The organism is Streptomyces sp. NPDC044704 (assembly GCF_056433525.1).
Genome location: NZ_JBWKGY010000027.1, coordinates 57,127 through 81,552, shown reverse-complemented (window position 1 = coordinate 81,552; position 24,426 = coordinate 57,127). Strand labels below are relative to the sequence as shown.

The 24,426-nt window shown below is 72.8% G+C and carries 25 protein-coding genes; 15 read left to right on the top strand and 10 right to left on the bottom strand.

Annotated features, from left to right (window positions below; genetic code table 11):
- Window positions 1–88: 88 nt before the first annotated feature.
- Window positions 89–1,150, bottom strand: a complete 1,062-nt coding sequence (locus tag AC07B0_RS36870) for an ATP-dependent DNA ligase (protein ID WP_478863695.1) — start codon at window positions 1,148–1,150, stop codon at window positions 89–91.
- 75 nt (window positions 1,151–1,225) lie between these two features.
- Between AC07B0_RS36870 and ligD the strand changes: the two genes are divergently transcribed.
- From ligD to AC07B0_RS36855, 3 genes are all read left to right on the top strand, one after another.
- Complete coding sequence (ligD, locus tag AC07B0_RS36865) at window positions 1,226–2,260, top strand: non-homologous end-joining DNA ligase (RefSeq protein ID WP_467293272.1); 1,035 nt, start codon at window positions 1,226–1,228, stop codon at window positions 2,258–2,260.
- Window positions 2,261–2,398: 138 nt separating this feature from the next.
- A complete protein-coding gene (locus AC07B0_RS36860; protein WP_478900140.1) occupies window positions 2,399–3,370 on the top strand; it encodes an NADP-dependent oxidoreductase in 972 nt (323 codons plus the stop codon).
- A gap of 53 nt (window positions 3,371–3,423) precedes the next feature.
- A complete protein-coding gene (locus AC07B0_RS36855) occupies window positions 3,424–3,924 on the top strand; it encodes an HAD domain-containing protein (protein WP_356877952.1) in 501 nt (166 codons plus the stop codon).
- Between the two features lie 45 nt (window positions 3,925–3,969).
- On the opposite strand, the gene AC07B0_RS36850 is transcribed toward AC07B0_RS36855, so the two are convergent.
- Entirely contained in the window at window positions 3,970–4,509 is a 540-nt protein-coding gene (locus AC07B0_RS36850; RefSeq protein ID WP_478900138.1) for an ArsR/SmtB family transcription factor, read from the bottom strand.
- Window positions 4,510–4,566: 57 nt separating this feature from the next.
- On the opposite strand from AC07B0_RS36850, the gene AC07B0_RS36845 reads away from it, so the two are divergent.
- The gene (locus tag AC07B0_RS36845) at window positions 4,567–5,472 is read left to right on the top strand and encodes a S41 family peptidase (protein ID WP_478900136.1); all 906 of its coding nucleotides are present in this window, start codon (window positions 4,567–4,569) and stop codon (window positions 5,470–5,472) included.
- A 134-nt stretch (window positions 5,473–5,606) separates the two neighbouring features.
- On the top strand, window positions 5,607–6,467 hold the full coding sequence (locus AC07B0_RS36840; protein ID WP_478900134.1) for an alpha/beta fold hydrolase: 861 nt from the start codon (window positions 5,607–5,609) through the stop codon (window positions 6,465–6,467).
- Between the two features lie 9 nt (window positions 6,468–6,476).
- Here AC07B0_RS36840 and AC07B0_RS36835 read toward each other — a convergent pair whose 3' ends face one another.
- Window positions 6,477–7,139, bottom strand: coding sequence for a TetR/AcrR family transcriptional regulator (locus AC07B0_RS36835; protein WP_478900133.1), 663 nt, complete (start codon window positions 7,137–7,139; stop codon window positions 6,477–6,479).
- Between the two features lie 119 nt (window positions 7,140–7,258).
- Between AC07B0_RS36835 and AC07B0_RS36830 the strand changes: the two genes are divergently transcribed.
- A complete protein-coding gene (locus AC07B0_RS36830; protein WP_356877957.1) occupies window positions 7,259–7,501 on the top strand; it encodes a WhiB family transcriptional regulator in 243 nt (80 codons plus the stop codon).
- Window positions 7,502–7,683: 182 nt separating this feature from the next.
- Here the strand turns inward: AC07B0_RS36830 and AC07B0_RS36825 are convergent, their stop codons facing one another.
- Window positions 7,684–8,655, bottom strand: coding sequence for an acyl-ACP desaturase (locus AC07B0_RS36825; protein ID WP_478900131.1), 972 nt, complete (start codon window positions 8,653–8,655; stop codon window positions 7,684–7,686).
- A gap of 458 nt (window positions 8,656–9,113) precedes the next feature.
- On the opposite strand from AC07B0_RS36825, the gene AC07B0_RS36820 reads away from it, so the two are divergent.
- Entirely contained in the window at window positions 9,114–9,575 is a 462-nt protein-coding gene (locus tag AC07B0_RS36820; protein WP_478863702.1) for an ATP-binding protein, read from the top strand.
- 21 nt (window positions 9,576–9,596) lie between these two features.
- Here the strand turns inward: AC07B0_RS36820 and AC07B0_RS36815 are convergent, their stop codons facing one another.
- Both AC07B0_RS36815 and ssgD read right to left on the bottom strand, forming a co-directional pair.
- Window positions 9,597–11,237, bottom strand: coding sequence for an ABC-F family ATP-binding cassette domain-containing protein (locus tag AC07B0_RS36815; RefSeq protein WP_356877960.1), 1,641 nt, complete (start codon window positions 11,235–11,237; stop codon window positions 9,597–9,599).
- A 191-nt stretch (window positions 11,238–11,428) separates the two neighbouring features.
- Window positions 11,429–11,845: a spore wall synthesis regulator SsgD gene (ssgD, locus tag AC07B0_RS36810; protein ID WP_356877961.1), complete on the bottom strand. Its 417-nt coding sequence runs from the start codon at window positions 11,843–11,845 to the stop codon at window positions 11,429–11,431.
- A 344-nt stretch (window positions 11,846–12,189) separates the two neighbouring features.
- Between ssgD and AC07B0_RS36805 the strand changes: the two genes are divergently transcribed.
- Window positions 12,190–13,335, top strand: a complete 1,146-nt coding sequence (locus AC07B0_RS36805; RefSeq protein WP_478900130.1) for an oxidoreductase — start codon at window positions 12,190–12,192, stop codon at window positions 13,333–13,335.
- A gap of 30 nt (window positions 13,336–13,365) precedes the next feature.
- Here AC07B0_RS36805 and AC07B0_RS36800 read toward each other — a convergent pair whose 3' ends face one another.
- Window positions 13,366–13,854, bottom strand: coding sequence for a GNAT family N-acetyltransferase (locus AC07B0_RS36800; protein ID WP_356877963.1), 489 nt, complete (start codon window positions 13,852–13,854; stop codon window positions 13,366–13,368).
- Window positions 13,855–13,886: 32 nt separating this feature from the next.
- Window positions 13,887–14,186: a YciI family protein gene (locus AC07B0_RS36795; protein WP_478900128.1), complete on the bottom strand. Its 300-nt coding sequence runs from the start codon at window positions 14,184–14,186 to the stop codon at window positions 13,887–13,889.
- A 26-nt stretch (window positions 14,187–14,212) separates the two neighbouring features.
- On the opposite strand from AC07B0_RS36795, the gene AC07B0_RS36790 reads away from it, so the two are divergent.
- Window positions 14,213–14,893, top strand: coding sequence for an endonuclease V (locus AC07B0_RS36790; protein ID WP_356877965.1), 681 nt, complete (start codon window positions 14,213–14,215; stop codon window positions 14,891–14,893).
- A 65-nt stretch (window positions 14,894–14,958) separates the two neighbouring features.
- On the opposite strand, the gene AC07B0_RS36785 is transcribed toward AC07B0_RS36790, so the two are convergent.
- Window positions 14,959–16,158 (bottom strand): saccharopine dehydrogenase family protein, encoded by a 1,200-nt coding sequence (locus AC07B0_RS36785; RefSeq protein WP_478900126.1) that lies wholly within the window; start codon window positions 16,156–16,158, stop codon window positions 14,959–14,961.
- 96 nt (window positions 16,159–16,254) lie between these two features.
- Here AC07B0_RS36785 and AC07B0_RS36780 point away from each other — a divergent pair, with 96 nt between their 5' ends.
- The 6 genes from AC07B0_RS36780 to AC07B0_RS36755 all read left to right on the top strand — a co-directional run bounded on the left by AC07B0_RS36780 (window position 16,255) and on the right by AC07B0_RS36755 (window position 23,654).
- Window positions 16,255–16,671 (top strand): MmcQ/YjbR family DNA-binding protein, encoded by a 417-nt coding sequence (locus AC07B0_RS36780; protein WP_356877967.1) that lies wholly within the window; start codon window positions 16,255–16,257, stop codon window positions 16,669–16,671.
- A 94-nt stretch (window positions 16,672–16,765) separates the two neighbouring features.
- On the top strand, window positions 16,766–17,944 hold the full coding sequence (locus tag AC07B0_RS36775) for a CaiB/BaiF CoA transferase family protein (protein WP_478900125.1): 1,179 nt from the start codon (window positions 16,766–16,768) through the stop codon (window positions 17,942–17,944).
- Window positions 17,944–18,969, top strand: coding sequence for an LLM class F420-dependent oxidoreductase (locus AC07B0_RS36770; protein WP_356877969.1), 1,026 nt, complete (start codon window positions 17,944–17,946; stop codon window positions 18,967–18,969). The genes AC07B0_RS36775 and AC07B0_RS36770 overlap by 1 nt, the downstream gene beginning before the upstream one ends.
- Window positions 18,970–18,981: 12 nt before the next feature.
- Window positions 18,982–20,124 (top strand): acyl-CoA dehydrogenase family protein, encoded by a 1,143-nt coding sequence (locus AC07B0_RS36765; RefSeq protein WP_356877970.1) that lies wholly within the window; start codon window positions 18,982–18,984, stop codon window positions 20,122–20,124.
- Between the two features lie 93 nt (window positions 20,125–20,217).
- Window positions 20,218–21,432 (top strand): acetyl-CoA C-acetyltransferase, encoded by a 1,215-nt coding sequence (locus AC07B0_RS36760; RefSeq protein ID WP_356877971.1) that lies wholly within the window; start codon window positions 20,218–20,220, stop codon window positions 21,430–21,432.
- 50 nt (window positions 21,433–21,482) lie between these two features.
- Complete coding sequence (locus tag AC07B0_RS36755) at window positions 21,483–23,654, top strand: 3-hydroxyacyl-CoA dehydrogenase NAD-binding domain-containing protein (RefSeq protein ID WP_478900124.1); 2,172 nt, start codon at window positions 21,483–21,485, stop codon at window positions 23,652–23,654.
- Between the two features lie 64 nt (window positions 23,655–23,718).
- Here AC07B0_RS36755 and AC07B0_RS36750 read toward each other — a convergent pair whose 3' ends face one another.
- Window positions 23,719–24,396 (bottom strand): maltokinase N-terminal cap-like domain-containing protein, encoded by a 678-nt coding sequence (locus tag AC07B0_RS36750; protein ID WP_478900122.1) that lies wholly within the window; start codon window positions 24,394–24,396, stop codon window positions 23,719–23,721.
- Window positions 24,397–24,426 lie beyond the last annotated feature (30 nt).

Genomic DNA, 24,426 nt, shown 5'->3' with positions numbered 1-24,426 from the left:
CCGCGTACTGGACGTACTTGGCTTTCGCCCGGTGCGGCGAGAGCGCGTGCCAGGCGTCGCGGGGCAGACGGGAGTTTGACGACAGGCCCTAGGCGCCCAGGACCTCGGCGAGGTCGTAGCCGACGACCTCCTCCAACTGGGCGTAGGTACAGCTCTGCGGGGTGCGGTCCGGGCGCCAGCGGCGGAACTGGGCGGTGTGCCGGAAACGGTCGCCCTCCATGTGGTCGTAGGCCACCTCGCAGACGCGTTCCGGGCGCAGCGGAACCCAGGACAGGTCCTTCTTGCCCGTCCAGCGGCTCTGCGCCCCGGGCAGGCGGGCGCTCTCGTGCGCGGATTCCTCGGCCCAGGCCGCCCACGGGTGGCCCTGCGGGTCGTCCATGCGCAGGGGGGCGAGTTCCTCGACGAGTTCGGCGCGGCGCTTCATGGGGAAGGCCGCGCACACGCCGACGTGCTGGAGGGTTCCGTGCTGGTCGTGGAGGCCCAGGAGCAGCGATCCGACAATCGGACCGCTCTTGTGGAAACGGAAACCCGCGACGACGACGTCCGCCGTACGCTCGTGCTTGATCTTGAACATGAGGCGGGCATCGGGCCGGTAGGGGAGATCGAGGGGCTTCGCGATCACCCCGTCCAGCCCGGCGCCTTCGAACCGCTCGAACCACTCCCGCGCGAGCGCGGGATCGGTGGTCGCGGGCGCGAGGTGCACGGGGGGCCGAGCAGTGGAGAGGACCTGGACGAGGGCGCTGCGGCGCTCGGCGAGCGGCGTGTCGAGGAGGGCTTCGTCGCCGAGGGCCAGCAGGTCGAAGGCGACGAAACTGGCGGGGGTCGTCCCGGCGAGCAGTTTCACGCGGGAGGCGGCGGGGTGGATCCGCTCGGTGAGCCGGTCGAAGTCGAGCCGCCCGCCGTGCACGATCACGATCTCCCCGTCCATGACGCACCGGTCCGGGAGATTGTCCTTCAACGCCGTCACCAGCTCGGGGAAGTACCTGGTCAGGCTCTTTCCCGTGCGGCTTCCGACCTCGACCTCGTCACCGTCGCGGTGCACGATCGCCCGGAAGCCGTCCCACTTGGCCTCGTACTGCATGCCGGCCGGGATCGCGGCCACGGACTTGGCGAGCATCGGTTTCACGGGGGGCATCACCGGCAGATCCATACCTAGGATTCTGCGGTGGTACGTCCGGCCCCGCCCGGTATGCGCACCCGGGCGGGGCCGCCTACCGTGGCGCACATGGGTGCTGCGGGTGGTGCGATCGAACTCGATGCCGGCGGGCGGGCGGTCCGGCTGTCCAGTCCGGACAAGGTGTACTTCCCCGAACGGGGCCTCACCAAGAGGGACGTCGCCGAGTACTACCTCGCCGTCGCCGACGGCATCACCCGCGCCCTGCGCAACCGCCCCACGACCCTGGAGCGGTTCCCGGACGGGGTCGAGGGGGAGTCCTTCTTCCAGAAGCGCGCCCCCAAGAACCTGCCCGACTGGATCCCGACCGCCCACATCTCCTTCCCCAGCGGCCGCACGGCGGACGAGATCTGCCCCACCGAGCCGGCCGCCGTCCTGTGGGCCGCCAACCTGGGCTGCCTCACCTTCCACCCCTGGCCGGTGCGCCGCGAGGACACCGACCGGCCCGACGAGCTGCGCATCGACCTCGATCCGCAGCCGGGCACCGACTACCACCACGCGGTGGCCGCCGCCCACGAACTGCGCGCCTTGCTGGAAGAACTGGGGCTGCGCGGCTGGCCCAAGACCTCGGGCGGGCGCGGCCTGCACGTCTTCGTGCCCATCGCACCCCGGTGGACCTTCACCGAGGTCCGGCGCTGCGCGATCGCCCTGGGCCGGGAGCTGGAGCGGCGCATGCCGGGCAAGGTCACCACGGCCTGGTGGAAGGAGGAGCGCGGGGAGCGCATCTTCGTCGACTACAACCAGACCGCACGCGACCGGACCATCGCCTCCGCCTACTCGGTCCGCCCGCGCCCCCACGCCCCGGTCTCCGCGCCGCTGCGCTGGGACGAGGTGGACGACGCGGAGCCGCGCGACTTCGACATCGTGACGATGCCGGCGCGCTTCGCCGAACTGGGCGACCTGCACGCCGACATGGACGACCACGCCTTCCTGCTGGACACGGTGCTGGAACTCGCCGACCGCCAGGAGCACGAGCACGGGCTCGGTGACATGCCCTACCCGCCGGACTACCCCAAGATGCCGGGTGAACCCAAGAGGGTGCAGCCGAGCCGGGCGAAACACGAGGACGGCCCCGACGCCGCCTGATCCGCCGACGGGGCCCGTCCGTCCGGGCCGCCACGGCCCGGCCCGGACGGACGGTCCCGGCCCGCAGGGCCCACCTGCGGGTGCGGTACGTACTCCGAAGTGCCGTCTTCCTCCCTCACGGAGCTCCTTCCTACGGTGATGACCAAGGAAGGCGGCACGGACGAGGAGGGGCTCGTGAGGGCAGTCGTGGTGAGGTCGGCCGGAGGGCCGGAGGCCTTGGAGCACGTGGAGACGGAGGTGCCCGTCACGGGCGCCGGCCGGATCCGGATCCGGATGGAGGCCGCGGCGGTCAATCCGGTGGACGCCGCGACGCGTTCGGGCGCGCTGACCGGAGCGGGCCTGATGGCGCCGCGCGAGGTCACCGGCATCGGCTGGGACGTCGCCGGGGTGGTGGAGGAGACCGGCCCCGGGGTGACGGGCTTCGCCGCCGGAGACCGGGTGATCGGCCTGCGGGACCGGCTGGACGTGCCGCTCGGCACGTACGCCGAGACGGTGGTGCTGGACGCGGGCGCGGTCGCCCGCGCCCCCGGCTCCGTCACCGCGGAGGCCGCCGCGACGCTGCCGCTGAGCGGGCTCACCGCCTGGCAGGCCCTGGACCTGCTCGGCCTGTCACCGGGTGCGACCGTCCTGGTCACGGGCGCCGCCGGCGGGGTCGGCGGCTTCGCCGTGGAGCTCGCGGTGGAGCGCGGCCTGCGGGTGGTGGGCTCGGCGGCCGCGGCAGACGAGGAGTTCGTACGGTCCCGGGGCGCCCGCTGGTTCGTGCCGCGCGACACCGACCCGGCGGAGGGGGTCCGCGCGGTGGTGCCCGGGGGAGTGGACGGGGCCCTGGACGCGGCCGTGGTCGGCATCGCGGCCCTCGGCGCGGTCCGCAACCGGGGTTCCTTCGTGTCGGTCGTCGCCGGAGCGGCGCCCGTCGCACTGCGCGGGATCCGGGTCTCCGAGGTCTGGGTCGCCGCCGACGGAGCGCAGCTGGCCGGCCTCTCCGCCCTCGTGGACGCCGGGCGCCTGACCCCGCGGGTGGCCGGTGTGCTCCCGCTGGCCCGGGCGGCCGAGGCCCACCGCAGACTGGCCCGGGGCGGACTGCGCGGCCGCCTGGTACTCGTCCCGTAGGAGGTGTTCCCACAGCGACTGCCCGTTCCGGTCACGGCACTAGACTGGGGTCCATGGTCGTCACCGGGCGTCGCCCCCTGCTGTTCCTCGATGTCGACGGGCCGCTGATCCCCTTCGGGGGGACGGGGTACCGCACGCGTTCCGGGGCGGGGGAGGCGTACGGGAACCCCCTGTTGGGGCGGCTCGACCCCGCGGTCGGCGCGCGGCTGCTGGCGCTGCCCTGCGATCCGGTGTGGGCCACGACGTGGGGTCAGGAGGCCAACGAGGCCGTCGCCCCGGTCCTCGGACTGCCCGAGCTGCCCGTGGTCGGCTGGCCGGAACCGTCCGCCGAGGAGGGCCGCGACGGACTGCACTGGAAGACCCGGCCCCTCCTCGCCTGGGCGGCGGACCGGCCCTTCGCCTGGTTCGACGACGAGATCACCCCGGCCGACGGCACCTGGGCCGCGGCCCACCACCCGCGGCCCGCCCTCCTCCACCGGGTCGATCCCCGGACCGGCCTCACGGACGCGGACTTCGACGCCCTCACCGCCTGGCTGACCACCCTCACCCGCTGAGCCCGGCTGCGAGCCGGCTGTGAGCCGGCTCCCGGAAGGGACGACCTAGTGCCCGGTCGTTTCGGCCGGCCGGGCCTGCTGGTAGAGCGCCACCAGCACGCCGTGCAGGGGCTGGTCCTCCGCGTCCTCCTCGGCCTCGTCGACCAGTCGGGCGAGGGCCTCGCCGAGTTCTCTCGCCTTCGTGGGGCTCAGGCGCAGGTGGCGCAGGGTCAGGTGGGTCTCGGCGGGTGAGCGGTCCAGCTCCTGGGCGAACGCGGCGAGCATCGCGGCGGTGCCTGCCGCCCGGGGTTCGGCGACGACCATGTGGCGGGCCGTGCGCTGGTAGTACTGCTCGGTGCCGCCGCGGACCTGGCGGGTCTCGGCGATGTGGACCAGCCCGGCTTCGCGGAGCACCTTGAGGTGGTGGGCCACGTTGCCCTTCTTCGCGTCGAGCTGCGCCGCGAGCTGCCTGACGGTGGCGGGCCGGTGGCCCAGGGAGAAGAGCAGCCGCTGACGCAACGGGTGGGCGAGTGCCGCGAACTGCTCGGGCGTACCGATCTCCAGAACGTCCTCGGGGGGCGGTGGACAGGGAGGCTGATCACGCATTCCAAAAGTGTCTAAATTCTTTGACGCTTTGGCAAGGGCGGTGCTCTACTCCCTGTCATGACACCTTCAACGATCCTTTCACCTGCCCCTGTCGTCGACGAGACGGCCCGGCTCCTGACCGAGCACTACGTTTTCCCCGAGGTGGCCGAGCAGGTCGCCGGCCTGCTGCGACGACGCCTCGCCGAGGGCGCCTATGACGTCGACGGCGCCGAGGACCTCGCCCGGACGGTCACCGCGGACCTGCAGTCCGTCAACGGCGACCGGCACCTGAGACTGAAGCACCACGCCGACCCGGTGTCCCCGGAGCAGGGGGCGGCCACCCTGGAAGCCATGCGCCGGGACTTCGACACCTCGCTGGGCGGTGCGCCGCTGGTGCGGTTGCTCGACGGCGGGGTCGCCGTGGTGGAACTGGCGCCGATGCTGTTTCCGCTGGACTGGGCCGCCGAACCGCTGGGCGCCGCGCTCACCGTGGCCTCGCGCGCCCAGGCGCTGATCGTCGACCTCCGCGCCAACCGGGGCGGCGACCCGGATACGGTCGCCTTCGTCTGCAGCTACCTGCTCGACGAGCGCACCCACCTCAACACCATGAACTGGCGCGCCGGCGGGCGCAGCGAGCAGTCCTGGAGCCTGCCGCACGTTCCCGGCGCGCGCTTCGGCGGCAGCAAGCCCCTGTACGTGCTGTCCAGCGACAGCACCTTCTCCGCCGCTGAGGAGCTGGCGTACGACCTCCAGCAGCTCGGCCGCGCCGTGGTCGTCGGCGAGCGCACCCGCGGCGGCGCGCATCCCTGCAAGGGCTGGACGGTGCACCCGCACCTGGAAGTCACCGTCCCCGTCGGCCGCGCCGTCAACCCGGTCTCCGGCACGAACTGGGAGGGTATCGGCGTGCAGCCGGACGTCCCGTGCGCGGCCGCCGACTCCCTCGCCCGCGCGCACGCGCTGGCCCTCGCCCGACTGGCGGGCTGACCCGGTCCGGGCCATCGACAGCAGCGCGCGGCGCCTCCCAAAATAAACACGAACGGTCGTGCTAATATCCTCGCATCGTCAGGCCGGTGCCGGCCGGCCTTCCGAGGAGATCCGGAGAACCGGGCATGCGTCCCATGGCTTCACTCCTGAGCATCACCCTCGACCTCTCCGCCCGCGTGGCCCCCGGGCCCGCCGGGCGGGCGGCCTTCCGGGCGTTCGTCAAGCCCCTCGGGCGTCCCCGGGTGAAACCCGAGGAGGTCGTGGTGATGAGCCGCGCCGAGACCGGCCGGCTGAGCGTGAACGGCGCGTCCGTGACCACGTACCGCTGGGGCGACGGGGAGCGCCCCGTCCTGCTGGTGCACGGCTGGTCCTCGCGCGCCTCCCGGTTCGCCGCCTTCGTGGAGGCGCTCCGCGCGCAGGGGCGCACGGTGGTGGCCTTCGACGCCCCCGGCCACGGGGAGTCCGGAGGCCGGGCCGCGTCGATACGCGACTTCCGTGACATCATCCTCCAACTGCACGAGGAGTACGGGGAGTTCTCCGCGATCGTGGCCCATTCCATCGGAGTCCTGTCCACCCTGTTCACCCTGCGGGACGGCATCCGCGTGGAGCGTGTGGTCGGCATCGGGGGCATCGCCCACTTCGACTACCTCCTCGACGGGTTCCGCCGCACCCTGAACGTCGGGCCGGCCGTCGTACGGGCCCTGCGCGGCCACGTCGAGCACCGGCTCTTCGCCGGGGTCCCGGACATCTGGCGCCGCCTGGACGCCAGGCTGGACCCGGGGCGGGCGGTCCCGGAGCGCATCCTGCTCGTGCACGACGCCGACGACGACACGTCGGTCCCCGCCCAGTCGCGGGCGCTCGCGGAGGCCTACGGGGAGCGCGCCCGGCTGATCGAGACCCGGGGCCTCGGGCACCGGCGCATCCTCCGCGACCCCGAAGTGGTCGCGGCCACGGCCGAGTTCCTCGCCGGGACGGAGTCCGTCGCGGTGCGCTGACCCGTCCGGTCAGACGGTCCCGCCGACGGCGGCCGGCCGCTCCGGGAGCTCCTCCGGGGCGGCCGCGACCGCCCTCAGCCGGCCGAGGATGCCCCGCCCGGCCCGCTCGTAGGACACCGGGTCGTCGAGGAGGACCGAGTGGGCGTTGGCCAGCTCCATCAACGCGATGATCTCGAAGGCCAGTTGGGGAACCTCCGCCGCCCCGAAACCGTCACGGAAGGCGCCGGCCAGCCGGGCCTCGTCCAGTACCCGCTCCACGTAACGCGTCCAGTCGGACCGGGCCTTGGCGATCTCGTCGCGGACGGGGCCGGGCCGCGCGTCGAACTCCGCCGAGACCGCGTAGAAGAAGCACCCGCCGGGGAAGACCCGGCCCGCGGAGTACCCGAGCCACCGCTCGCACAGCAGCCACGCCGTGGTGATGCCGGCGGGCTCCGCGCGCAGCGGACGTACGACCTGCTCCACGAACACGTCCACCGCGGCGCGCACGGTCGCGAGCTGGAGGTCCTCCTTGGAGCCGAACAGGGCGAACACGCCGCTCTTGCTCAGTCCCAGATCGGTGGCGATCCTGCCCAGCGACAGGCCTTCGAGGCCGTCCACCGAAGCGATCCGCACCGTCCGCTCCAGTACGGTCCGTCGCGTCTGGTTGCCGCGCTCCACGCGCCCGTCTGCCATCCCACCAGCTTACCGAACGCACGGTCGTGCACTCTGTTCGGCCGCCGGGCGGGCGGGGAGTGCGCCGGTGTTGATCAGGCGTTGATGAGACGTACATCGGGGGGCGCCACGATCGGCGCATGTCGATGAACACCACCATCACCTCCACCCCCGCCTGGTACGACCTCGCCCTGTGCGCCCAGACGGGCCCGAGCTTCTTCTTCCCGGAGCCCGGCTCGTCGCACCGGGACGCCAAGCGGCTGTGCGGGGCGTGCGAGGGGAGAGTCGCCTGCCTGGAGTACGCCCTCGCCAACGACGAGCGCTTCGGCGTCTGGGGCGGCCTCTCGGAAGCGGAACGGCAGGCCCTGCGCCCGCGCGGCTGATCTGCGTACCGCCGCACCGAGGACGAGGCCCCCGGCAGGACGGCCCCGGGCAGGACGGGCCCCGGGAGTGCGGGCCCGGCAGCACGAAGCCCTGGCAGAGCGCGGCTCTGCCAGGGCTGTCGTCGTCCTGGTTCGTTCTGGTTCTCGGTTCCAGTTCCGCCCGGGCGGAACAGGAGGGCCGGTCAGCCCTTGCGGGCGGCCAGGCGGGCGGCGCGGGCGGCGAGGCGCTCGTCGAACTTGCGGGCCTCCGAGTCGAGCCCGTTCATGAACAGACCGAGCTCCTCCTGGGCCTTCTGCCCCTCGGGGCCCAGACCGTCGATGTCCATGATCTTGAGGAAGCGGATCACGGGGCTCAGTACGTCGTCGTGGTGGATCCGCAGGTTGTAGACCCCGCCGATCGCCATCTGCGCCGCCATCCGCTCGAAGCCCGGCATGCCGTGGCCGGGCATCCGGAAGCCCACCACGACGTCCCGCACGGCCTTCATGGTCAGGTCGGGGGCGATCTCGAAGGCCGCGCCCAGCAGGTTGCGGTAGAAGATCATGTGCAGGTTCTCGTCCTGCGCGATGCGGGCCAGCATCCGGTCGCAGACGGGGTCGCCGGACTGGTGGCCGGTGTTGCGGTGCGAGATGCGGGTCGCGAGCTCCTGGAAGGCGACGTACGCGACCGAGTGCAGCATCGAGTGGCTGTTGTCGGATTCGAAGCCCTCGGACATGTGCTGCATCCGGAACGCTTCCAGCTTGTCCGGGTCCACGGCGCGCGAGGCCAGCAGGTAGTCGCGCATCACGATGCCGTGACGGCCCTCCTCGGCGGTCCAGCGGTGCACCCAGGTGCCCCACGCGCCGTTGCGGCCGAAGAGCGAGGCGATCTCGTGGTGGTAGCTGGGGAGGTTGTCCTCGGTCAGCAGGTTGACGACCAGCGCGATCTTGCCGATGTCGGTGACCTTGGACTGCTCCGGGTCCCAGGCTTCGCCGTCCTCGAAGAAGCCGGGGAAGTTGCGGCCGTCGCTCCACGGAACGTACTCGTGGGGCATCCAGTCCTTGGTGACCTTCAGGTGGCGGTTGAGTTCCTTTTCGACCACCTCTTCCAGCGCGAACAGCAGCTTGGCGTCCGTCCACGCCTCCGAGCTGCCGAGGTGGGGAGAGGTGATCGTCACGGGTGCTCCTGGGGACAAAGCGAATTACCTACGGTTCCGTAGCCTACGGAGTCGTAGGTTAAGCGCGGCATCAAGGCCAGCCAAGCCCGAGGGGTGGCTATGGCGGGTTACGCCCGGTTATTTACGCAGTTTGAGGGGGCGCTGGGCGGGGTTCCAGGGGTGAGAATCAATCCGGAAGGTTGGCTGCGGGTTCCTGCTTTGACGGGTTCTGACGGGCCGGCCCGAGCCCGGCCGGGACGCGGGGCGGGCGCGCGGCCGCCGCCGACGGCGTCGCGCGGCGGCGTCGACGGCGGCCGACTTGAGGGCTGATCCTGAAATGCCAGGAGAAACCATCATCTAGACGCACAAGTGGTAGCACCGCCCATCCGGTTGGGCTACGGTCTGTAGCGCGGGCCTCACCTGTGGCGACCCCGGCCCCGCGCCCCCAGGAGTCGGAAGCCAACAGGTGGAGCAGCACGATGACGGGCACCCTCCGCGGTCTGCGAGCGGTCCGCGCGTTCCGGCAGGAACCGCCCTTCGCGGAGAAGCTCAGCTACTCGGTGAGCCTGCCGGGCGGCGCCCACTGTCCGGCGGATGCCCGGGCGGCCGTACGGTCCCTGCTCCGGCGGCACGGGCTCGCCGACCTGTCCGTCACCGCGGCCCTCGCCGCCTCCGAGCTCGTCGCCTGTGCCGGCCGGTTCACGCCCGGCAAGGAGATGACGCTCAAAGTCCGCTGGCAGTACGACGCGCTGCGGATCGTCCTCTACGACCAGCACCCCGCGCACTCCTCGCCGGTGGCGAGCGAGGAGTGCCGGCGGCGCCGCAGCCGCGCGATGTGGCTGCTGGCCCGGGCCGTGGAAGCCGGTGGCGGCGACTGGGGGCTCACGCCCGTACTGACCCCGCTGGGCGGGACCAAGTCCTGGGCCCTGCTGCCCCGTTGAGCGGCCGGGTCAGCGGCCGGGTCAGCCGTCCCACCGGGACTCCCGGACCTCCTGCGCCGTCGTCGGCCGCAGCGTGCCGTCCAGCAGCAGCCAGCGCGTGATGCCGATCGACTCCAGGAACGGCACGTCGTGGCTCGCCACGAGCAGCGCGCCCTCGTACGACTCCAGGGCGCCGGTGAGCTGGCGTGCGCTCGCCAGGTCCAGGTTGTTCGTCGGCTCGTCCAGCATCAGCAGCTGGGGGGCAGGCTCGGCCAGCAGCAGCGCCGCGAGCGCCGCCCGGAAGCGCTCGCCCCCGGAGAGGGTGCCGGCGGCCCGGTCCGCGCGCGCTCCCCGGAAGAGGAAGTGCGCGAGCCGAGCCCGGATCACGTTGTTCGAGGCGTGCGGTGCGAACCGGGCCACGTTCTCCGCCACCGTCCGCCCGTCGTCCAGCACGTCGAGGCGCTGGGGCAGGAAGCGCGTCGGCACGTGCGTCACCGCTTCCCCCGAGGCGGGCGGGAGGAGCCCGGCGATCGTCCGCAGCAGCGTCGTCTTGCCCGAGCCGTTCCCGCCGACCAGGGCGATCCGCTCCGGCCCGCGCACCTCCCACTCGCCCTCCACCCTCGCCCCGTGGGCCAGGTGCAGATCGGTCAGGGTCAGTACCCGGCGTCCCGGATGGACCTGGGTGGCGGGGAGCTCGATCCGGATCTCGGCGTCGTCCCGGACCGCCTCCACGGCCTGGTCCAGCCGCTCCCGGGCCTCCGCCAGTTTCTCCGTGTGCATGATGCGGTGCTTGCCCGCCGACTCCTGGGCGGCCCGCTTGCGGGCACCCATGACGATCTTCGGCTCGCGCTTGTTCTCGAACATCTTCTGTCCGTAGCGCTTGCGCCGGGCCAACTTAAGGTGAGCCTCGGCGAGTTCGCGCTTCTGGCGCTCCACGTCTCCCTCCGCGACCCGCACCATCCGCTCGGCCGCCTCCTGCTCGGCGGCGAGCATCGCCTCGTAGTCGGTGAAGTTGCCGCCGTACCAGCGGACTTCGCCGTCCCGGAGGTCGGCGATCTGGTCGACGCGCTCCAGCAGCTCACGGTCGTGGCTGACCAGCACCATCACCCCGTTCCACGACTCGACGGCCGCGTACAGGCGGTGCCGGGCCCGCAGGTCCAGGTTGTTGGTGGGCTCGTCGAGGAGCAGCACGTCCGGGCGGGCGAGCAGCAGGGCCGCCAGCCGCAGCAGGACGCACTCGCCGCCCGACAGCTCGCCGACGGTGCGGTCCAGACCGATCCGGGCGAGCCCGAGCTGGTCTAGGGTGGCCAGGGCCCGCTCCTCGACGTCCCAGTCGTCGCCGACCGCGGCGAAGTTCGCCTCGGTGGCCTCGCCCGCCTCGATGGCGTGCAGGGCGGCGCGGGTGGTGCGGATGCCGAGGACCTCGTCCACCCGCGCCCCGGTGTCGAGCGTGACGTTCTGCGGGAGGTAGCCGAGGGTCCCGGCGACGGAGATCTGGCCTTCGCCCGGGCTCAGTTCGCCCGCGACGAGTTTCAGCAGGGTGGACTTCCCGCATCCGTTGAGGCCGATCAGGCCGGTGCGGCCGGGGCCGACGGCCCAGTGGAACCCGTCGAACACGGGGGTGCCGTCGGGCCAGTCGAAGGAAACGGCGGAACAGGTGACATGGGTAGGGGCATGGCTCATGGAGGCCTCCAGGTTGCGTGAATGGTGCGTGCAACGCGGGGAGACAGCCGACTGTCACGGTGTTGTGGTGGTGGTCGGTGTCTCGAACCTCAGACGAGCAACGTCCTGCTCCGTTTCGGCGGCAATGGGGCGTCAACGAAGCTACGGGCGGCCGGAGCCGCCCGCAACCGAATAACGGTCGGCGGGACCGGTCAGCAGGAGCCGCGCATCAGCTCGGCCAGGCCGTGGTCCATGTCGAGGTAGTGGTGCTCCAGCCCCAGGGGTACGACGGTCGCCGCCCGGTCCAGGAACCGCTGCAGCTCGGCCGTCACCATCAGCACGATCGCCACACCCTCGGGCGCGTGGAACTCGATCGTCGTGCGGTCCCCGTCGTACGGGCGCACCCGTACGTCGCCGTGGCCGGACGGGTGGCGGATGCCCGAGGCCAGCAGTTCGCGGGCGAACGTCCAGGAGACCTCGATGCCCTCCAGCGTGGCGAGCGCGGGGAAGGCCATGCGGACGGCGAAGGGATCGGCCCGGTCGTAGCAGAGGGTGACGGGCACGGTCTCGACCTTCGGCGCGGTGGCGATCAGTCGGGCCTGCACGGCCTGCTCGATGACAGTGATCAAGGCTCGCTCCCTTGCGGCGGATCTGCTGCCGGGCTTTGGGGTGGAGTCCGGCAACCGGATAGACGCCGGAATCGGCAAATCCGTGCATGCGAGATGACGTGAGCTGTGTCACCGAATGGCCGGATCTCGCCCGTGTGATCGCACAGAGTGACGACGGGGTGAGGGGGAGCCAAGGACCGTCCGCCGGACCGGCGCGCCGCCCGCGGTCCGAATCAGTCCTGTTACCGCTCACTCCACAGGCGCAACGCACCCCTCGGACCCCCGCGGGCGGGCCGCCGAGGCACCCTGGACGGAGATCGCGGGGTGCGTTAGCTTCCGGCGCCATGAGACTTCTGGGAGTTGGCATGTGCGCGGCAGCCCTGCTGGTGGGGCTGGTGGCCGCGCCGGTACAGGCGGACGCGGGGGCGAGGGACCGCGGCGCACCGGACCTCACCGAACTGGACCTCACCGAACCGGACCGCAACGCGACCGGCACCGCCGGAACCGATACCGCCGGAACGGGCTTACGCGGCCTGTCCTGGTCCGTGAAGGCCACCGGCAAGGACTCCCGCTTCCGCGGGCTGGCGGCGGTGAGCCGCGGCACGGCCTGGCTGGCCGGCTCCAAGGGAACCGTGCTGCGCACCACTGACGGGGGCCGCACCTGGCGGGACGTGTCGCCCCCCGCGGCGGTCGCCGAGGGGCTCGAACTGCGCGACATCGAGGCCTTCGACTCCCGCAGGGCGGTGGCCCTGTCCATCGGGGAGGGCGAGGCCTCCCGGGTCCTGCGGACCGAGGACGGCGGCGCGACCTGGACCGAGACCTTCCGCAACCCCGATCCGCGCGCCTTCTACGACTGCCTTACCTTCTTCGACTCCCGCCACGGGCTGGCCATGAGCGACCCGGTGGACGGCAGGTTCCGCATCCTGTCCACCGACGACGGAGGGCGCAGCTGGCGCGTCCTGCCGAACACCGGGATGCCGGACGCCCTGCCCGGCGAGGCCGGGTTCGCCGCGAGCGGCCAGTGCCTGGTCGCCTCCGGCCCGCGCGACGTGTGGCTGGCCACCGGCGGCGCCGCGACGGCGCGCGTACTGCACTCCGCGGACCGGGGCCGCACCTGGCGGGCCGCCGAATCCACGGTCCCCGCCGGGGACCCCGCGCGCGGCGTCTTCGCCCTGGCCTTCCGCGACCGTACGACGGGCCTCGCCGTCGGCGGCGACTACCGCACCGGCCAGGCCTCGCCCCTGGCCGCCGCCCGCTCCGCCGACTCGGGCCGCAGCTGGAACCAGGCGGCGACGCCGCCGCCGGGCTACCGCTCGGGCGCGGCCTGGCACCCGTACGGGCGGTCCACCGCCCTCGCGGTCGGGCCCACCGGCACCGACACCACCACGGACGGCGGCCGCACCTGGCGGGCGTTCGACGCGGGTTCCTTCGACACCGTCGACTGCGCGGCCGACGGCGGCTGCTGGGCGGCGGGGGAGAAGGGGCGGGCGGCCCGGCTGGAGCGGCGGTGACGGCAGCGCCGCCGGCGCCGCCGCCGTCCGTCAGGAAGCGGGCGCCATCGGCCCCGTGAACAGGTCCATGCCCGGGTAGCGGGCGGCGGTGAACCCGGCGGCCTTGTAGACGGGTTCACCGTCGGAGCTGGCGTGCAGCTGGACGTGGTGGATGCCCAGGCCGTCGAGCCAGGCGACCAGTCCGTCGACGATCCGCCGGCCGTGGCCGCGTCCGCGCGCCGCCGCGTCCGTGACGATGCCGTCGAGATAGCCCCGCCGGCCGTCGGGCCGCCGGGGGTTCGGCAGGTGGTACGTCACCCAGGCCATGCCGGTGGCGAGCAGGGGCTCGCCGGGCGCCCCGCCGACGACCAGGCAGTGCACGTCGGGGCGTTCGGTGAGCCGCTCGCGGAACCAGCCGATGGCCTCGTCCCGCCAGACCGCGTCGCCGGGGCCCGGATCCACTCCGAGCGATGCGAGCGCGACGGCGCGCAGCCGTATCAGCTCGGGGATGTCGGCGGGCTCGGCGGTGCGGGGCTGCATGGCGGTTCCTCCGGGATGGTGGGGGCGGGGGGTCAGGCCGACGGGTTCTCGCGGACCGTGGACAGGTCCGCCGAGGTCTTCGAGGCGATGAACTCGGTGATGCGGTAGGCGCAGACGCCGGCCACGATGAAGGGGTCCTCGGCCGCGATCTTCTCGATCTCGGCGCGGGAGACCCCGCCGGCCAGGATGACGCCGCCGTCGCGCGGGACCTTGCGGCCGGACGCGAGGAAGACGCCGGCGGCGTAGTGACCGTCCAGCCAGCTGATGTGCGCGTCCATCTCCTCCTCGACGGCTTCGAGGGGGGCGGTGTAGGTGAGCTCCATGACGAACATGATCGTCAGGCTACTCTCGGACCATCATGACGAGTGTGAAGACCCCCGCCGACGAGGCCGAGGCCCGGGCGATACAGGACGAACTGCGCCACCACGTCGTGCTGTCGGAGACCGGACCGCCACCGGGGACGGGCCTGATCGCCGGAGTGGACGTGGCCTACGACGACGAGCGCGACCTCGTCGCGGCCGCGGCCGTCGTGCTCGACGCCGCCACGCTCGCGGTCGTGGCCGAGTCCACCGCCGTCGGGCACGTCAGCTTCCCCTACGTGCCGGGCCTGCTCGCCTTCCGCGAGCTGCCGACCGTACTCGCCGCGCTGGAGGCCCTGCCCGTCACCCCTGGCCTCGTCGTCTGCGACGGCTACGGGCTCGCCCACCCGCGCGGCTTCGGCCTCGCCTGCCACCTCGGGGTGGTCACCGGCCTCCCCAGCATGGGCGTCGCCAAGAACCCCTTCACCTTCTCGTACGAGGAGCCCGGCGCCCGGCGCGCCGACGCCTCCCCGCTGCTCGCGGCGGACGGCGCCGTCGTCGGCCGGGCCCTGCGCACCCAGGACGGGATCAAGCCGGTCTACGTGTCCGTGGGCCACCGCGTCACGCTGGACAACGCCTGCGCCCACGCGCTCGCGCTGAGCCCCCGCTTCCGGATCCCGGAGACCACCCGGCACGCCGACTCGCTGTGCCGCCGCGCCTTGCGCGAGGCGACGGAGTAGCGGGCCGGCGGACGGCGTGGCCGGCGGACGGCGCGGCACGGCGGACGGCGCGGAGCGGACCCGGCTCAGTCCTCGGCCGCCACCCGGAAGCGGATGCCGGCCTTCTGGAGCCGGTCCAGCAGGGCGTCGCCCATCGCGACCGCCGTGGTGAGCTGGCCGGCGGCCCGCGGCAGTGCGTCGTGGGCCAGGCACAGCGCGGACTCGGCCAGCATCTTCGCCGTCTCCCCGTAGCCCGGGTCGCCGCCCGAGACCTCGGTGAACACCCGCCGCCCGCCGCCCTCGCCGACGAAGCGGACGGTGAACCAGCTGCGCGCGCGCCGTTCCGCGTCCGGTCCGCTGCCGGGCTCCCAGCGGGACATCAGCCAGCGCCGGGCCGCCGGAACCTGGGCCAGCGCCACCGTCGCGCCCAGCGCGGCCGTACCGCCGGCCGCGACCGGCAGGTGCCGGACCGAGGCGTAGTGCCGGTAGCGGAAGTCCGGCCCGTACCGCTCCAGCGCGGCCGCCGACCGGGCGACGACCGCCGGGTCCAGGGTGGGCAGCGGCATGGCCCAGGTCCCGGTCTCCCGGCTGAACCGGGGGGCGCCCACGGGTCCCCGTACGCGGCGGCCCGGCAGCCGGGGCTCGTGCAGGCGGCGGGCCCGGGCCGCGGCCAGGGTCTGCGGGCCGCGGCCCAGGGCGGTGAGCGCGGAGGCCAGGGTGCCGCCGGAGAAGAGGGCGTTGGAGCGCACGAACCCGTCCACGCGCAGCGGCACCCCCTCGGGCAGCCGGCTCACGGTGAAGTAGGCCCCGAGGTCCGCCGGGATCGAGTCGAAGCCGCAGGCGTGCACCAGCCGCGCCCCCGTTTCCCGGGCCCGCGCGTCGTGGGCTACGTACATCCGGTCGACGAACTCCGGCTCGCCGGTGAGGTCGACGTAGTCGGTGCCCTCCTCCGCGCAGGCCTCGACCAGCTCGGCGCCGTACCAGACGTACGGGCCCACGGTCGTGGCCAGCACCCGCGTGGAGGCGGCCAGTTCGCGCAGCGCCGGGCCGTCGGAGGCGTCCGCCCGCAGCAGCGGCAGGCCGGCGCAGGCCGGGTTCAGGGCGGTCAGCCGCTCGCGGAGCCGCTCCAGCTTGCCGGGGTCGCGGCCCGCGAGGGCCCACCGGCAGCCGGCGGGGGCGTGGACGGCGAGGTACTCGGCGGTCAGGGCCCCCACGAATCCGGTCGCGCCGAAGAGTACGACGTCGTAGGTCCGTTGCGGCCGGCCGTGCCGGACGTGCTCGTTCATGAACCGCTCCTCCCAGCTGGTCTCGGTGGCTGAGGCTAGCGTGGGAGGCGGCTGTCCGTGCGGGCAGGTGTGACCTGCGGTAACCAGGAGGCGTCGATGAAGGCTGCGGTGCGCAAGTGGCAGGCGGTGCGCGCGTTCGCGCTGGGGCTTCCGGAGGCCGTGGAGGAACATCCGTGGGGGCCCGGGGACGCCGTCGTGAAGGTCAACAAGAAGATCTTCGTCTTCCTGGGGAACGCGGACGGGCCCGAGCCGCCCGGTCTGTCCGTGAAGCTCAAGGACGAAGCGCTCCACGGCCATGCCATGACGGCCCCGGGAGCCGAGCCCACCGGGTACGGACTGGGCCGGGCGGGCTGGGTCTCCGTACCGCTGGGGGAGAAGGGGGCGCCGGGCGCCGAGGTGCTGTGCGAATGGGTGGAGGAGAGCTACCGGACGGTCGCGCTCAAGCGGCACGTGAAGGAACTCGACGCGCGGATCCCGGATCGGGCCCCGGGCAAAAACGGCCGAGACGGCTAAGCGCTTGCTCTTGTGCTGAGTGGAACACGTTCCTAGCATCGCTGGTGTTACATCAGTTGTGTCACACACTCGCACCAGGGACGCTGGGGGTTCGATGGCAGTGACGGGGTCAGGGACGGTACCGGGAACAGGTCCGGATACGGGCCCGGCTGCGGGGAACGGGCCGCTCGCGGGCGTGCGCGTCGTCGAACTGGCGGGCATCGGCCCGGGCCCGTTCGCCGCCATGCTGCTGGCCGACCTGGGGGCGGACGTGGTCCGGGTGGACCGGCCCGGCGGCGGCGGCCTCGCGGTCGACCCGGCGTACGACGTCACCAACCGCAACAAGCGGTCCGTGCTCATCGACCTGAAGTCCGCCGACGGCTCGGCCCGGGTGCTGGACCTCGTGGAGCGCGCCGACGTGCTGATCGAGGGGTTCCGCCCCGGCGTGGCCGAACGCCTCGGCGTGGGCCCGGCCGACTGCCACGCCCGCAACCCCGCCCTGGTCTACGGCCGGATGACCGGCTGGGGCCAGGACGGGCCGCTCGCCCGCACCGCCGGGCACGACATCGCGTACATCGCCGTCACCGGGGCCCTCGGCATGATCGGCAACCCCGGCGAGCCGCCGGCCGTGCCCGCCAACCTGGTCGGGGACTACGCGGGCGGCTCCCTCTACCTCGTCATCGGTGTCCTCGCGGCGCTCCGGCACGCCCGTACCCCCGGCGGCGCCGGACAGGTCGTGGACGCCGCGATCGTCGACGGCACCGCCCACCTCACCGCCATGATCCACGGCATGGTCGCCGCGGGCGGCTGGCAGGACCGGCGCGGGGCCAACCTCCTCGACGGCGGCTGCCCCTTCTACGGCACCTACGAGACCTCCGACGGCGGATACATGGCGGTCGGCGCACTGGAGCAGCAGTTCTACGACACCTTCGTGGAACTCCTCGGCATCGCCGACCGGGCGCCCGCCCGCAAGGACCTCGCCCGCTGGGGCGAACTGCGCGAGGCGGTCGCCGCCCGCTTCAAGACCCGGACGCGCGCACAGTGGACGGCCGTCTTCGAGGGCACCGACGCCTGCGTGGCCCCCGTACTGTCCCTGCGCGAGGCGCCGCACCACCCGCACCTCGCCGCGCGCGACACCTTCACCGACTTCGGCGGGATCACCCAGCCCGCCCCCGCGCCCCGGTTCTCCGCGACCCCGACCGCCGTCACCGGCGGGCCGGCGCGGCCGGGTGCGCACACCGAGTCGGTGGCCGCCGACTGGGACGTACCGGCCCTGCTCGGGAAGGACTCGTGATGGAACTCTCCATGATGCTCGACTACGCGGGCGATCCGCGGCGGGCCGCCGACGGGGCCGCCGCGCTGGAGGCGGCCGGCCTCGACGCCCTCTGGGTCGCCGAGGCCTGGGGCTTCGACTCCCCGACGATCATGGGGTACCTGGCCGCGCGGACCGAGCGGATGAAGATCGGCTCGGCCATCGTCAACGTCTACTCCCGCACCCCCGCCCTCATCGCGCAGACGGCCGCGGGCCTCGACGCCCTCTCCGGCGGCCGGGCCCTGCTCGGCCTCGGCGCCTCCGGCCCGCAGGTGGTCGAGGGCTGGCACGGGAAGACGTACGACCGGCCGCTCGGCCGGACCCGGGAGACCGTCGAGCTGTGCCGGCGCATCTGGCGCCGCGAGACCATCGACCACCACGGCATCACCGACATGCCGCTGCCGCCGGAGAAGGGCGGCCGGCACGGCAAGCCGCTGAAGATCCTGACCCGGCCCGTCCGCGACCGGATCCCCATCCACATCGCCTCCCTCGGCCCGGCGAACGTGGCCATGACCGCCGAGATCGCCGACGGCTGGCTGCCCACCCTGTTCATCCCCGAGAAGGCCGGCGCGGTCTGGGGCGAGGCGCTCGCCGCGGGCACGGCCAAGCGGGCGCCCGGACTCGGCCCGCTGGAGACCGTCGCGGGCGGACTGCTGGCCATCGGTGAGGACGCCGCCGCGGCGCGCGACCTCGCGCGCCCCCAGATCGCCCTGTACGTCGGGGGCATGGGGGCGCCGGGCAAGAACTTCTACAACGACCTCGCCGTCGCCTACGGGTACGGCGAGGAGGCCCGCAAGATCCAGGAGCTGTACCTGTCCGGCCGCAAGCGCGACGCGGCCGCCGCCGTCCCGGACGAGTTCTGCGAGCTCATGACCCTGTGCGGACCCGAGGGCTACGTCCGCGACCGCATCGAGGCCTTCCGGGAGGCGGGCGTCACCATGCTCAACGTCACCCCCGTGGGGCCCGAACCGGCCCGCCTCGTCGAAACCGTCAAGAACTGGCTGTAGGGAGTCCCACTGATGAAGCGCCGGATCTTCGACGCCGACCACGACGCGTTCCGCGAGACCGTCCGCACCTTCCTCGGCAAGGAGGTGCTGCCGCACTACGAGCAGTGGGAGAAGGACGGCATCGTCAGCCGCGGCGCCTGGCTGGCCGCGGGCCGCCAGGGCCTGCTCGGGCTGGCCGTCCCCGAGGAGTACGGCGGCGGCGGGAACACCGACTTCCGCTACGCCGCCGTCATCGCCGAGGAGTTCACCCGGGCCGGGGCCCCGGGCCTCGCCATCGGCCTGCACAACGACATCATCGGCCCCTACCTGACCTCGCTGGCCACCGAGGAGCAGAAGCGCCGCTGGCTGCCCGGCTTCTGCTCCGGCGAGACCATCACCGCCATCGCCATGACCGAGCCGGGCGCGGGCTCCGACCTCCAGGGGATCCGCACCACCGCCGAGGACCGGGGCGACCACTGGCTGCTGAACGGCTCCAAGACGTTCATCTCCAACGGCATCCTCGCCGACCTCGTCATCGTCGTCGCGAAGACCACCCCCGAGGGCGGGGCGCACGGCCTGTCCCTGCTCGTCGTCGAGCGCGGCGCGGAGGGCTTCGAACGCGGCCGCAACCTCGACAAGATCGGCCAGAAGGCCCAGGACACCGCCGAGCTGTTCTTCCACGACGTCCGCGTCCCCAAGGAGAACCTGCTCGGCGAACTCGACGGCGCCTTCCTCCACCTGATGACCAACCTCGCGCAGGAGCGGATGGGCATCGCCATGGCCGGCATCGCCGCCGCCGAACACCTGCTGGAGATCACCAGCACGTACGTGAAGGAACGCGAGGCCTTCGGCCGTCCCCTCTCCAAGCTCCAGCACATCCGCTTCGAGATCGCGGAGATGGCCACCGAGTGCGCGGTCACCCGCACCTTCCTCGACCGCTGCATCCTCGACCACGCGAACGGCGAACTCGACCACGTCCACGCCTCGATGGCCAAGTGGTGGGCCACCGAACTCCAGAAGCGGGTCGCCGACCGCTGCCTGCAACTGCACGGCGGATACGGCTACATGTCCGAATACCGGGTCGCGCGCGCCTTCACCGACGGGCGCATCCAGACCATCTACGGCGGCACGACCGAGATCATGAAGGAGATCATCGGCCGTTCCCTGCTGGACTGACCGACCCCGCGGGCAGGAGCCCGATCCGGCTCCGCGGCCCGTCCGCGACCTCTGCGCGAACTCCCCCTTGGAAACCTCCGAAAGGCTTGACCAGTGAGCACCGAAGCTTACGTATACGACGCGATCCGCACCCCGCGCGGCCGCGGCAAGGCCAACGGCGCCCTGCACGGCACCAAGCCGATCGACCTGGTCGTCGGCCTCATCCACGCCCTGCGCGAGCGCAACCCCGGCCTGGACCCCGCCGCCATCGACGACATCGTCCTCGGCGTGGTCGGCCCCGTCGGAGACCAGGGCTCCGACATCGCCCGTATCGCGGCCATCGCCGCCGGACTGCCGGACACCGTGGCGGGCGTGCAGGAGAACCGCTTCTGCGCCTCCGGCCTGGAGGCCGTGAACATGGCCGCCGCCAAGGTCCGCTCCGGCTGGGAGGACCTGGTCCTGGCCGGCGGCGTCGAGTCGATGTCCCGCGTCCCGATGGCCTCCGACGGCGGCGCCTGGTTCGCCGACCCGATGACCAACTGGGACACCGGCTTCGTCCCGCAGGGCATCGGCGCCGACCTGATCGCCACCATCGAGGGCTTCTCCCGCCGCGACGTGGACGAGTACGCCGCCCTCTCCCAGGAACGCGCCGCCGCCGCCGTCAAGGAGGGGCGCTTCGCGAAGTCCGTCGTCCCCGTCACCGACCGCAACGGCCTGGTCGTCCTGGACCACGACGAGTTCATCCGCCCGGGGACCACCGCCGACACCCTCGCGAAGCTCAAGCCGTCCTTCGCGGACATCGGCGACCTCGGCGGCTTCGACGCCGTCGCCCTGCAGAAGTACCACTGGGTCGAGAAGATCGACCACGTCCACCACGCCGGCAACTCCTCCGGCATCGTCGACGGCGCCTCCCTCGTCGCGATCGGCTCCCGCGAGGCGGGGGAGCGGGGCGGCCTGACCCCGCGCGCCCGGATCGTCTCGGCCGCCGTCTCCGGCTCCGAGCCCACCATCATGCTCACCGGACCCGCCCCCGCCACCCGCAAGGCCCTCGCCAAGGCCGGGCTGACCATCGACGACATCGACCTCGTCGAAATCAACGAGGCCTTCGCGGGCGTCGTCCTGCGCTTCGTCAAGGACATGGGCCTCTCCCTCGACAAGGTCAACGTCAACGGCGGCGCCATCGCGCTCGGCCACCCGCTCGGCGCGACCGGCGCGATGATCCTCGGCACGCTCGTCGACGAACTGGAGCGCCAGGACAAGCGCTACGGGCTCGTCACCCTCTGCGTCGGCGGCGGCATGGGCGTCGCCACCATCGTCGAACGCCTCTGAACCGTCCCGTATCCCCGCCTCCCGGACCTTCCGAAACGAAAGCAGTGACCATGAGCGAGTCCACCACGATCCGCTGGGAACAGGACGAGACCGGCGTCGTCACCCTGGTCCTCGACGACCCCGACCAGTCCGCCAACACCATGAACCAGGCCTTCAAGGACTCCATCGCGGCGATCGCCGACCGCGCCGAGGCCGAGAAGGACTCCATCCGCGGCATCATCTACACCTCCGCGAAGAAGACCTTCTTCGCGGGCGGCGACCTCAAGGACATGATCCGGCTCCGCCCCGAGGACGCACGGCTGGCCTTCGACACCGGCACCGAGATCAAGCGCTCGCTGCGCCGCATCGAAACCCTCGGCAAGCCGGTCGTCGCCGCGATCAACGGAGCCGCCCTCGGCGGCGGTTACGAGATCTGCCTCGCCTCCCACCACCGCGTCGCCCTCGACGCGCCCGGCTCGAAGATCGGCCTTCCCGAGGTCACCCTCGGCCTCCTGCCGGCCGGCGGCGGCGTCACCCGTACCGTCCGCCTCATGGGCATCGCCGACGCGCTGCTCAAGGTCCTGCTCCAGGGCACCCAGTACAACCCGCAGCGCGCCCTCGACAACGGCCTGGTCCACGAACTGGCCACCACCCCCGAGGAGATGCTCGCCAAGGCGCACGCCTTCATCGACGCCAACCCGCAGTCGCAGCAGCCCTGGGACGTACCCGGCTACAAGATCCCCGGCGGCACCCCGTCCAACCCGCGGTTCGCCGCGAACCTCCCGGCCTTCCCGGCCAACCTGAAGAAGCAGCTGAACGGCGCCCCGTACCCGGCCCCGCGCAACATCCTGGCCTGCGCCGTCGAGGGCTCCCAGGTGGACTTCGAGACCGCGCTGACCATCGAGGCCCGGTACTTCACCGAGCTGGTCACCGGCCAGACCGCCAAGAACATGATCCAGGCCTTCTTCTTCGACCTCCAGGCCGTCAACGCCGGACGCAGCCGCCCCCAGGGCGTCGAGCCGCGCACGGTCCGCAAGGTCGCCGTCCTCGGCGCGGGCATGATGGGCGCGGGCATCGCCTACTCCTGCGCCCGCGCGGGCATCGAGGTGGTCCTCAAGGACGTCACCGCCGAGGCCGCCGCCAAGGGCAAGGCGTACTCCGAGAAGCTCCTCGACAAGGCGCTCTCCCGCGGCCGCACCACCGAGGCCAAGCGCGCCGAGCTCCTCGCCCGGATCACCCCCACCGCGGACCCCGCCGACCTGGCCGGCTGCGACGCCGTGATCGAGGCGGTCTTCGAGGACACCTCCCTCAAGCACAAGGTGTTCCAGGAGATCCAGGACGTCGTCGCCCCCGACGCGCTGCTCTGCTCCAACACCTCCACGCTGCCGATCTCCGGACTCGCCGAAGGCGTGGAGCGGCCCGCCGACTTCATCGGCCTGCACTTCTTCTCGCCCGTCGACAAGATGCCGCTCGTCGAGATCATCAAGGGCGAGCGGACCGGCGACGAGGCCATCGCCCGCGCCTTCGACCTCGTGCGCCAGATCTCCAAGACGCCGATCGTCGTCAACGACTCGCGCGGCTTCTTCACCTCGCGGGTCATCGGCCAGTTCATCAACGAGGGCGTCGCGATGGTCGGCGAGGGCATCGAGCCCGCCTCGATCGAGCAGGCCGCCGCCCAGGCCGGCTACCCGGCCAAGGTGCTCTCGCTGATGGACGAGCTCACGCTCACCCTCCCGCGCAAGATCCGCAACGAGACCCGCAAGGCCTTCGAGGCCGAGGGCCGGGCCTGGACGCAGCACCCGGCGGACACGGTCATCGACCGGATGGTCGACGAGTTCGGCCGCCCCGGCCGCAGCGGTGGCGGCGGCTTCTACGAGTACGACGAGAGCGGCAAGCGCGCCCGCATCTGGCCCGGCCTGCGCGAGCACTTCACCAAGCCCGGCGTCGAGGTCCCCTTCGAGGACATGAAGGAGCGGATGCTCTTCTCCGAGGCCCTGGACACCGTCCGCTGCCTCGACGAGGGGGTCCTCACCTCGATCGCCGACGCCAACATCGGCTCCGTCATGGGCATCGGCTTCCCGGCCTGGACCGGTGGCGTCATCCAGTACGTCAACGGCTACGAGGGCGGCCTGCCGGGCTTCGTCGCCCGCGCCCGGGAACTCGCCGAGAAGTACGGCGAGCGCTTCACCCCGCCCGCCTCCCTGGTGGCGAAGGCCGAGCGCGGCGAGACGTACACCGACTGACCGGAACGGCTCCGGGCCCGCGCACCGGCGGGCCCGGGGCCGGTCCCGGCGGCCGGACCCCTCCTCACGGAAGCCGCGGCACCTCGCGCAGGACGGCGAACGAGCCGCTCCGTACGCTGCCGTCCGGGGCGGACCAGCGGGCCAGCACCTGTCCTCGTACGTCGTCCCCCGCGGCCGGACCGGGACGCAGGCGCCGCGACACCGTCAGGTTCAGCGCCGGCCCCTCCCCGCCCTCCGAGCCCACCGCGACCACGGTGGCGTCGGCGGTGTCCACCACCGGGCCGGGACCGGTCAGGCCCGCCCCCGCGCCCTGCGCCGCCGGGCGGACCTCCACGGTCGGGTCGGGGGTGTCGCTCTCGCTCTGGGCCTGTGCGACCGCCCCGCCCGCCAGCAGGGCGAGCAACTGCCCGACCAGGACCGGGTCGTGGGCGCCGTCGTAGACCCAGCGCGTGCCGAGCACGCCGTGCTCGCAGGTGCCGATCAGGCCCGCGTCGGCGCCCGGGAGCGGGGCTCCGCGGTAGGTGAGCGGCACCAGGTGGGCCGCTGCCGCGTCCCCGGCGCCGTCGGTGACGACCAGGAACTCGATGCCCACCTCGCCCTCGGGGTCGTCGAGCCGGAACCCGCCCGCCCGGGCGAGCGACGCGGTGTCCCGACCGCCCCCGTACCAGGGGCGCGACGGGAGCCAGCCGGCGAGGAGTTCGAGCTTGGTCGGGGTCAGCGTGGTGCGGTGGATGACTGCCATGATCCCGAACCTAACGCCGGGCGCCGGATT

Excerpts from the sequence above, each read along its gene's own strand:
- AC07B0_RS36870 (WP_478863695.1), bottom strand. The coding sequence starts at position 1,150 with ATGGATCTGCCGGTGATGCCCCCCGTGAAACCGATGCTCGCCAAGTCC.
- ligD (WP_467293272.1), top strand. The coding sequence starts at position 1,226 with ATGGGTGCTGCGGGTGGTGCGATCGAACTCGATGCCGGCGGGCGGGCG.
- AC07B0_RS36860 (WP_478900140.1), top strand. The coding sequence starts at position 2,399 with ATGACCAAGGAAGGCGGCACGGACGAGGAGGGGCTCGTGAGGGCAGTC.
- AC07B0_RS36855 (WP_356877952.1), top strand. The coding sequence starts at position 3,424 with ATGGTCGTCACCGGGCGTCGCCCCCTGCTGTTCCTCGATGTCGACGGG.
- AC07B0_RS36850 (WP_478900138.1), bottom strand. The coding sequence starts at position 4,509 with ATGCGTGATCAGCCTCCCTGTCCACCGCCCCCCGAGGACGTTCTGGAG.
- AC07B0_RS36845 (WP_478900136.1), top strand. The coding sequence starts at position 4,567 with ATGACACCTTCAACGATCCTTTCACCTGCCCCTGTCGTCGACGAGACG.
- AC07B0_RS36840 (WP_478900134.1), top strand. The coding sequence starts at position 5,607 with ATGGCTTCACTCCTGAGCATCACCCTCGACCTCTCCGCCCGCGTGGCC.
- AC07B0_RS36835 (WP_478900133.1), bottom strand. The coding sequence starts at position 7,139 with ATGGCAGACGGGCGCGTGGAGCGCGGCAACCAGACGCGACGGACCGTA.
- AC07B0_RS36830 (WP_356877957.1), top strand. The coding sequence starts at position 7,259 with ATGTCGATGAACACCACCATCACCTCCACCCCCGCCTGGTACGACCTC.
- AC07B0_RS36820 (WP_478863702.1), top strand. The coding sequence starts at position 9,114 with ATGACGGGCACCCTCCGCGGTCTGCGAGCGGTCCGCGCGTTCCGGCAG.
- AC07B0_RS36815 (WP_356877960.1), bottom strand. The coding sequence starts at position 11,237 with ATGAGCCATGCCCCTACCCATGTCACCTGTTCCGCCGTTTCCTTCGAC.
- AC07B0_RS36805 (WP_478900130.1), top strand. The coding sequence starts at position 12,190 with ATGTGCGCGGCAGCCCTGCTGGTGGGGCTGGTGGCCGCGCCGGTACAG.
- AC07B0_RS36800 (WP_356877963.1), bottom strand. The coding sequence starts at position 13,854 with ATGCAGCCCCGCACCGCCGAGCCCGCCGACATCCCCGAGCTGATACGG.
- AC07B0_RS36795 (WP_478900128.1), bottom strand. The coding sequence starts at position 14,186 with ATGTTCGTCATGGAGCTCACCTACACCGCCCCCCTCGAAGCCGTCGAG.
- AC07B0_RS36790 (WP_356877965.1), top strand. The coding sequence starts at position 14,213 with ATGACGAGTGTGAAGACCCCCGCCGACGAGGCCGAGGCCCGGGCGATA.
- AC07B0_RS36785 (WP_478900126.1), bottom strand. The coding sequence starts at position 16,158 with ATGAACGAGCACGTCCGGCACGGCCGGCCGCAACGGACCTACGACGTC.
- AC07B0_RS36780 (WP_356877967.1), top strand. The coding sequence starts at position 16,255 with ATGAAGGCTGCGGTGCGCAAGTGGCAGGCGGTGCGCGCGTTCGCGCTG.
- AC07B0_RS36775 (WP_478900125.1), top strand. The coding sequence starts at position 16,766 with ATGGCAGTGACGGGGTCAGGGACGGTACCGGGAACAGGTCCGGATACG.
- AC07B0_RS36770 (WP_356877969.1), top strand. The coding sequence starts at position 17,944 with ATGGAACTCTCCATGATGCTCGACTACGCGGGCGATCCGCGGCGGGCC.
- AC07B0_RS36765 (WP_356877970.1), top strand. The coding sequence starts at position 18,982 with ATGAAGCGCCGGATCTTCGACGCCGACCACGACGCGTTCCGCGAGACC.
- AC07B0_RS36755 (WP_478900124.1), top strand. The coding sequence starts at position 21,483 with ATGAGCGAGTCCACCACGATCCGCTGGGAACAGGACGAGACCGGCGTC.
- AC07B0_RS36750 (WP_478900122.1), bottom strand. The coding sequence starts at position 24,396 with ATGGCAGTCATCCACCGCACCACGCTGACCCCGACCAAGCTCGAACTC.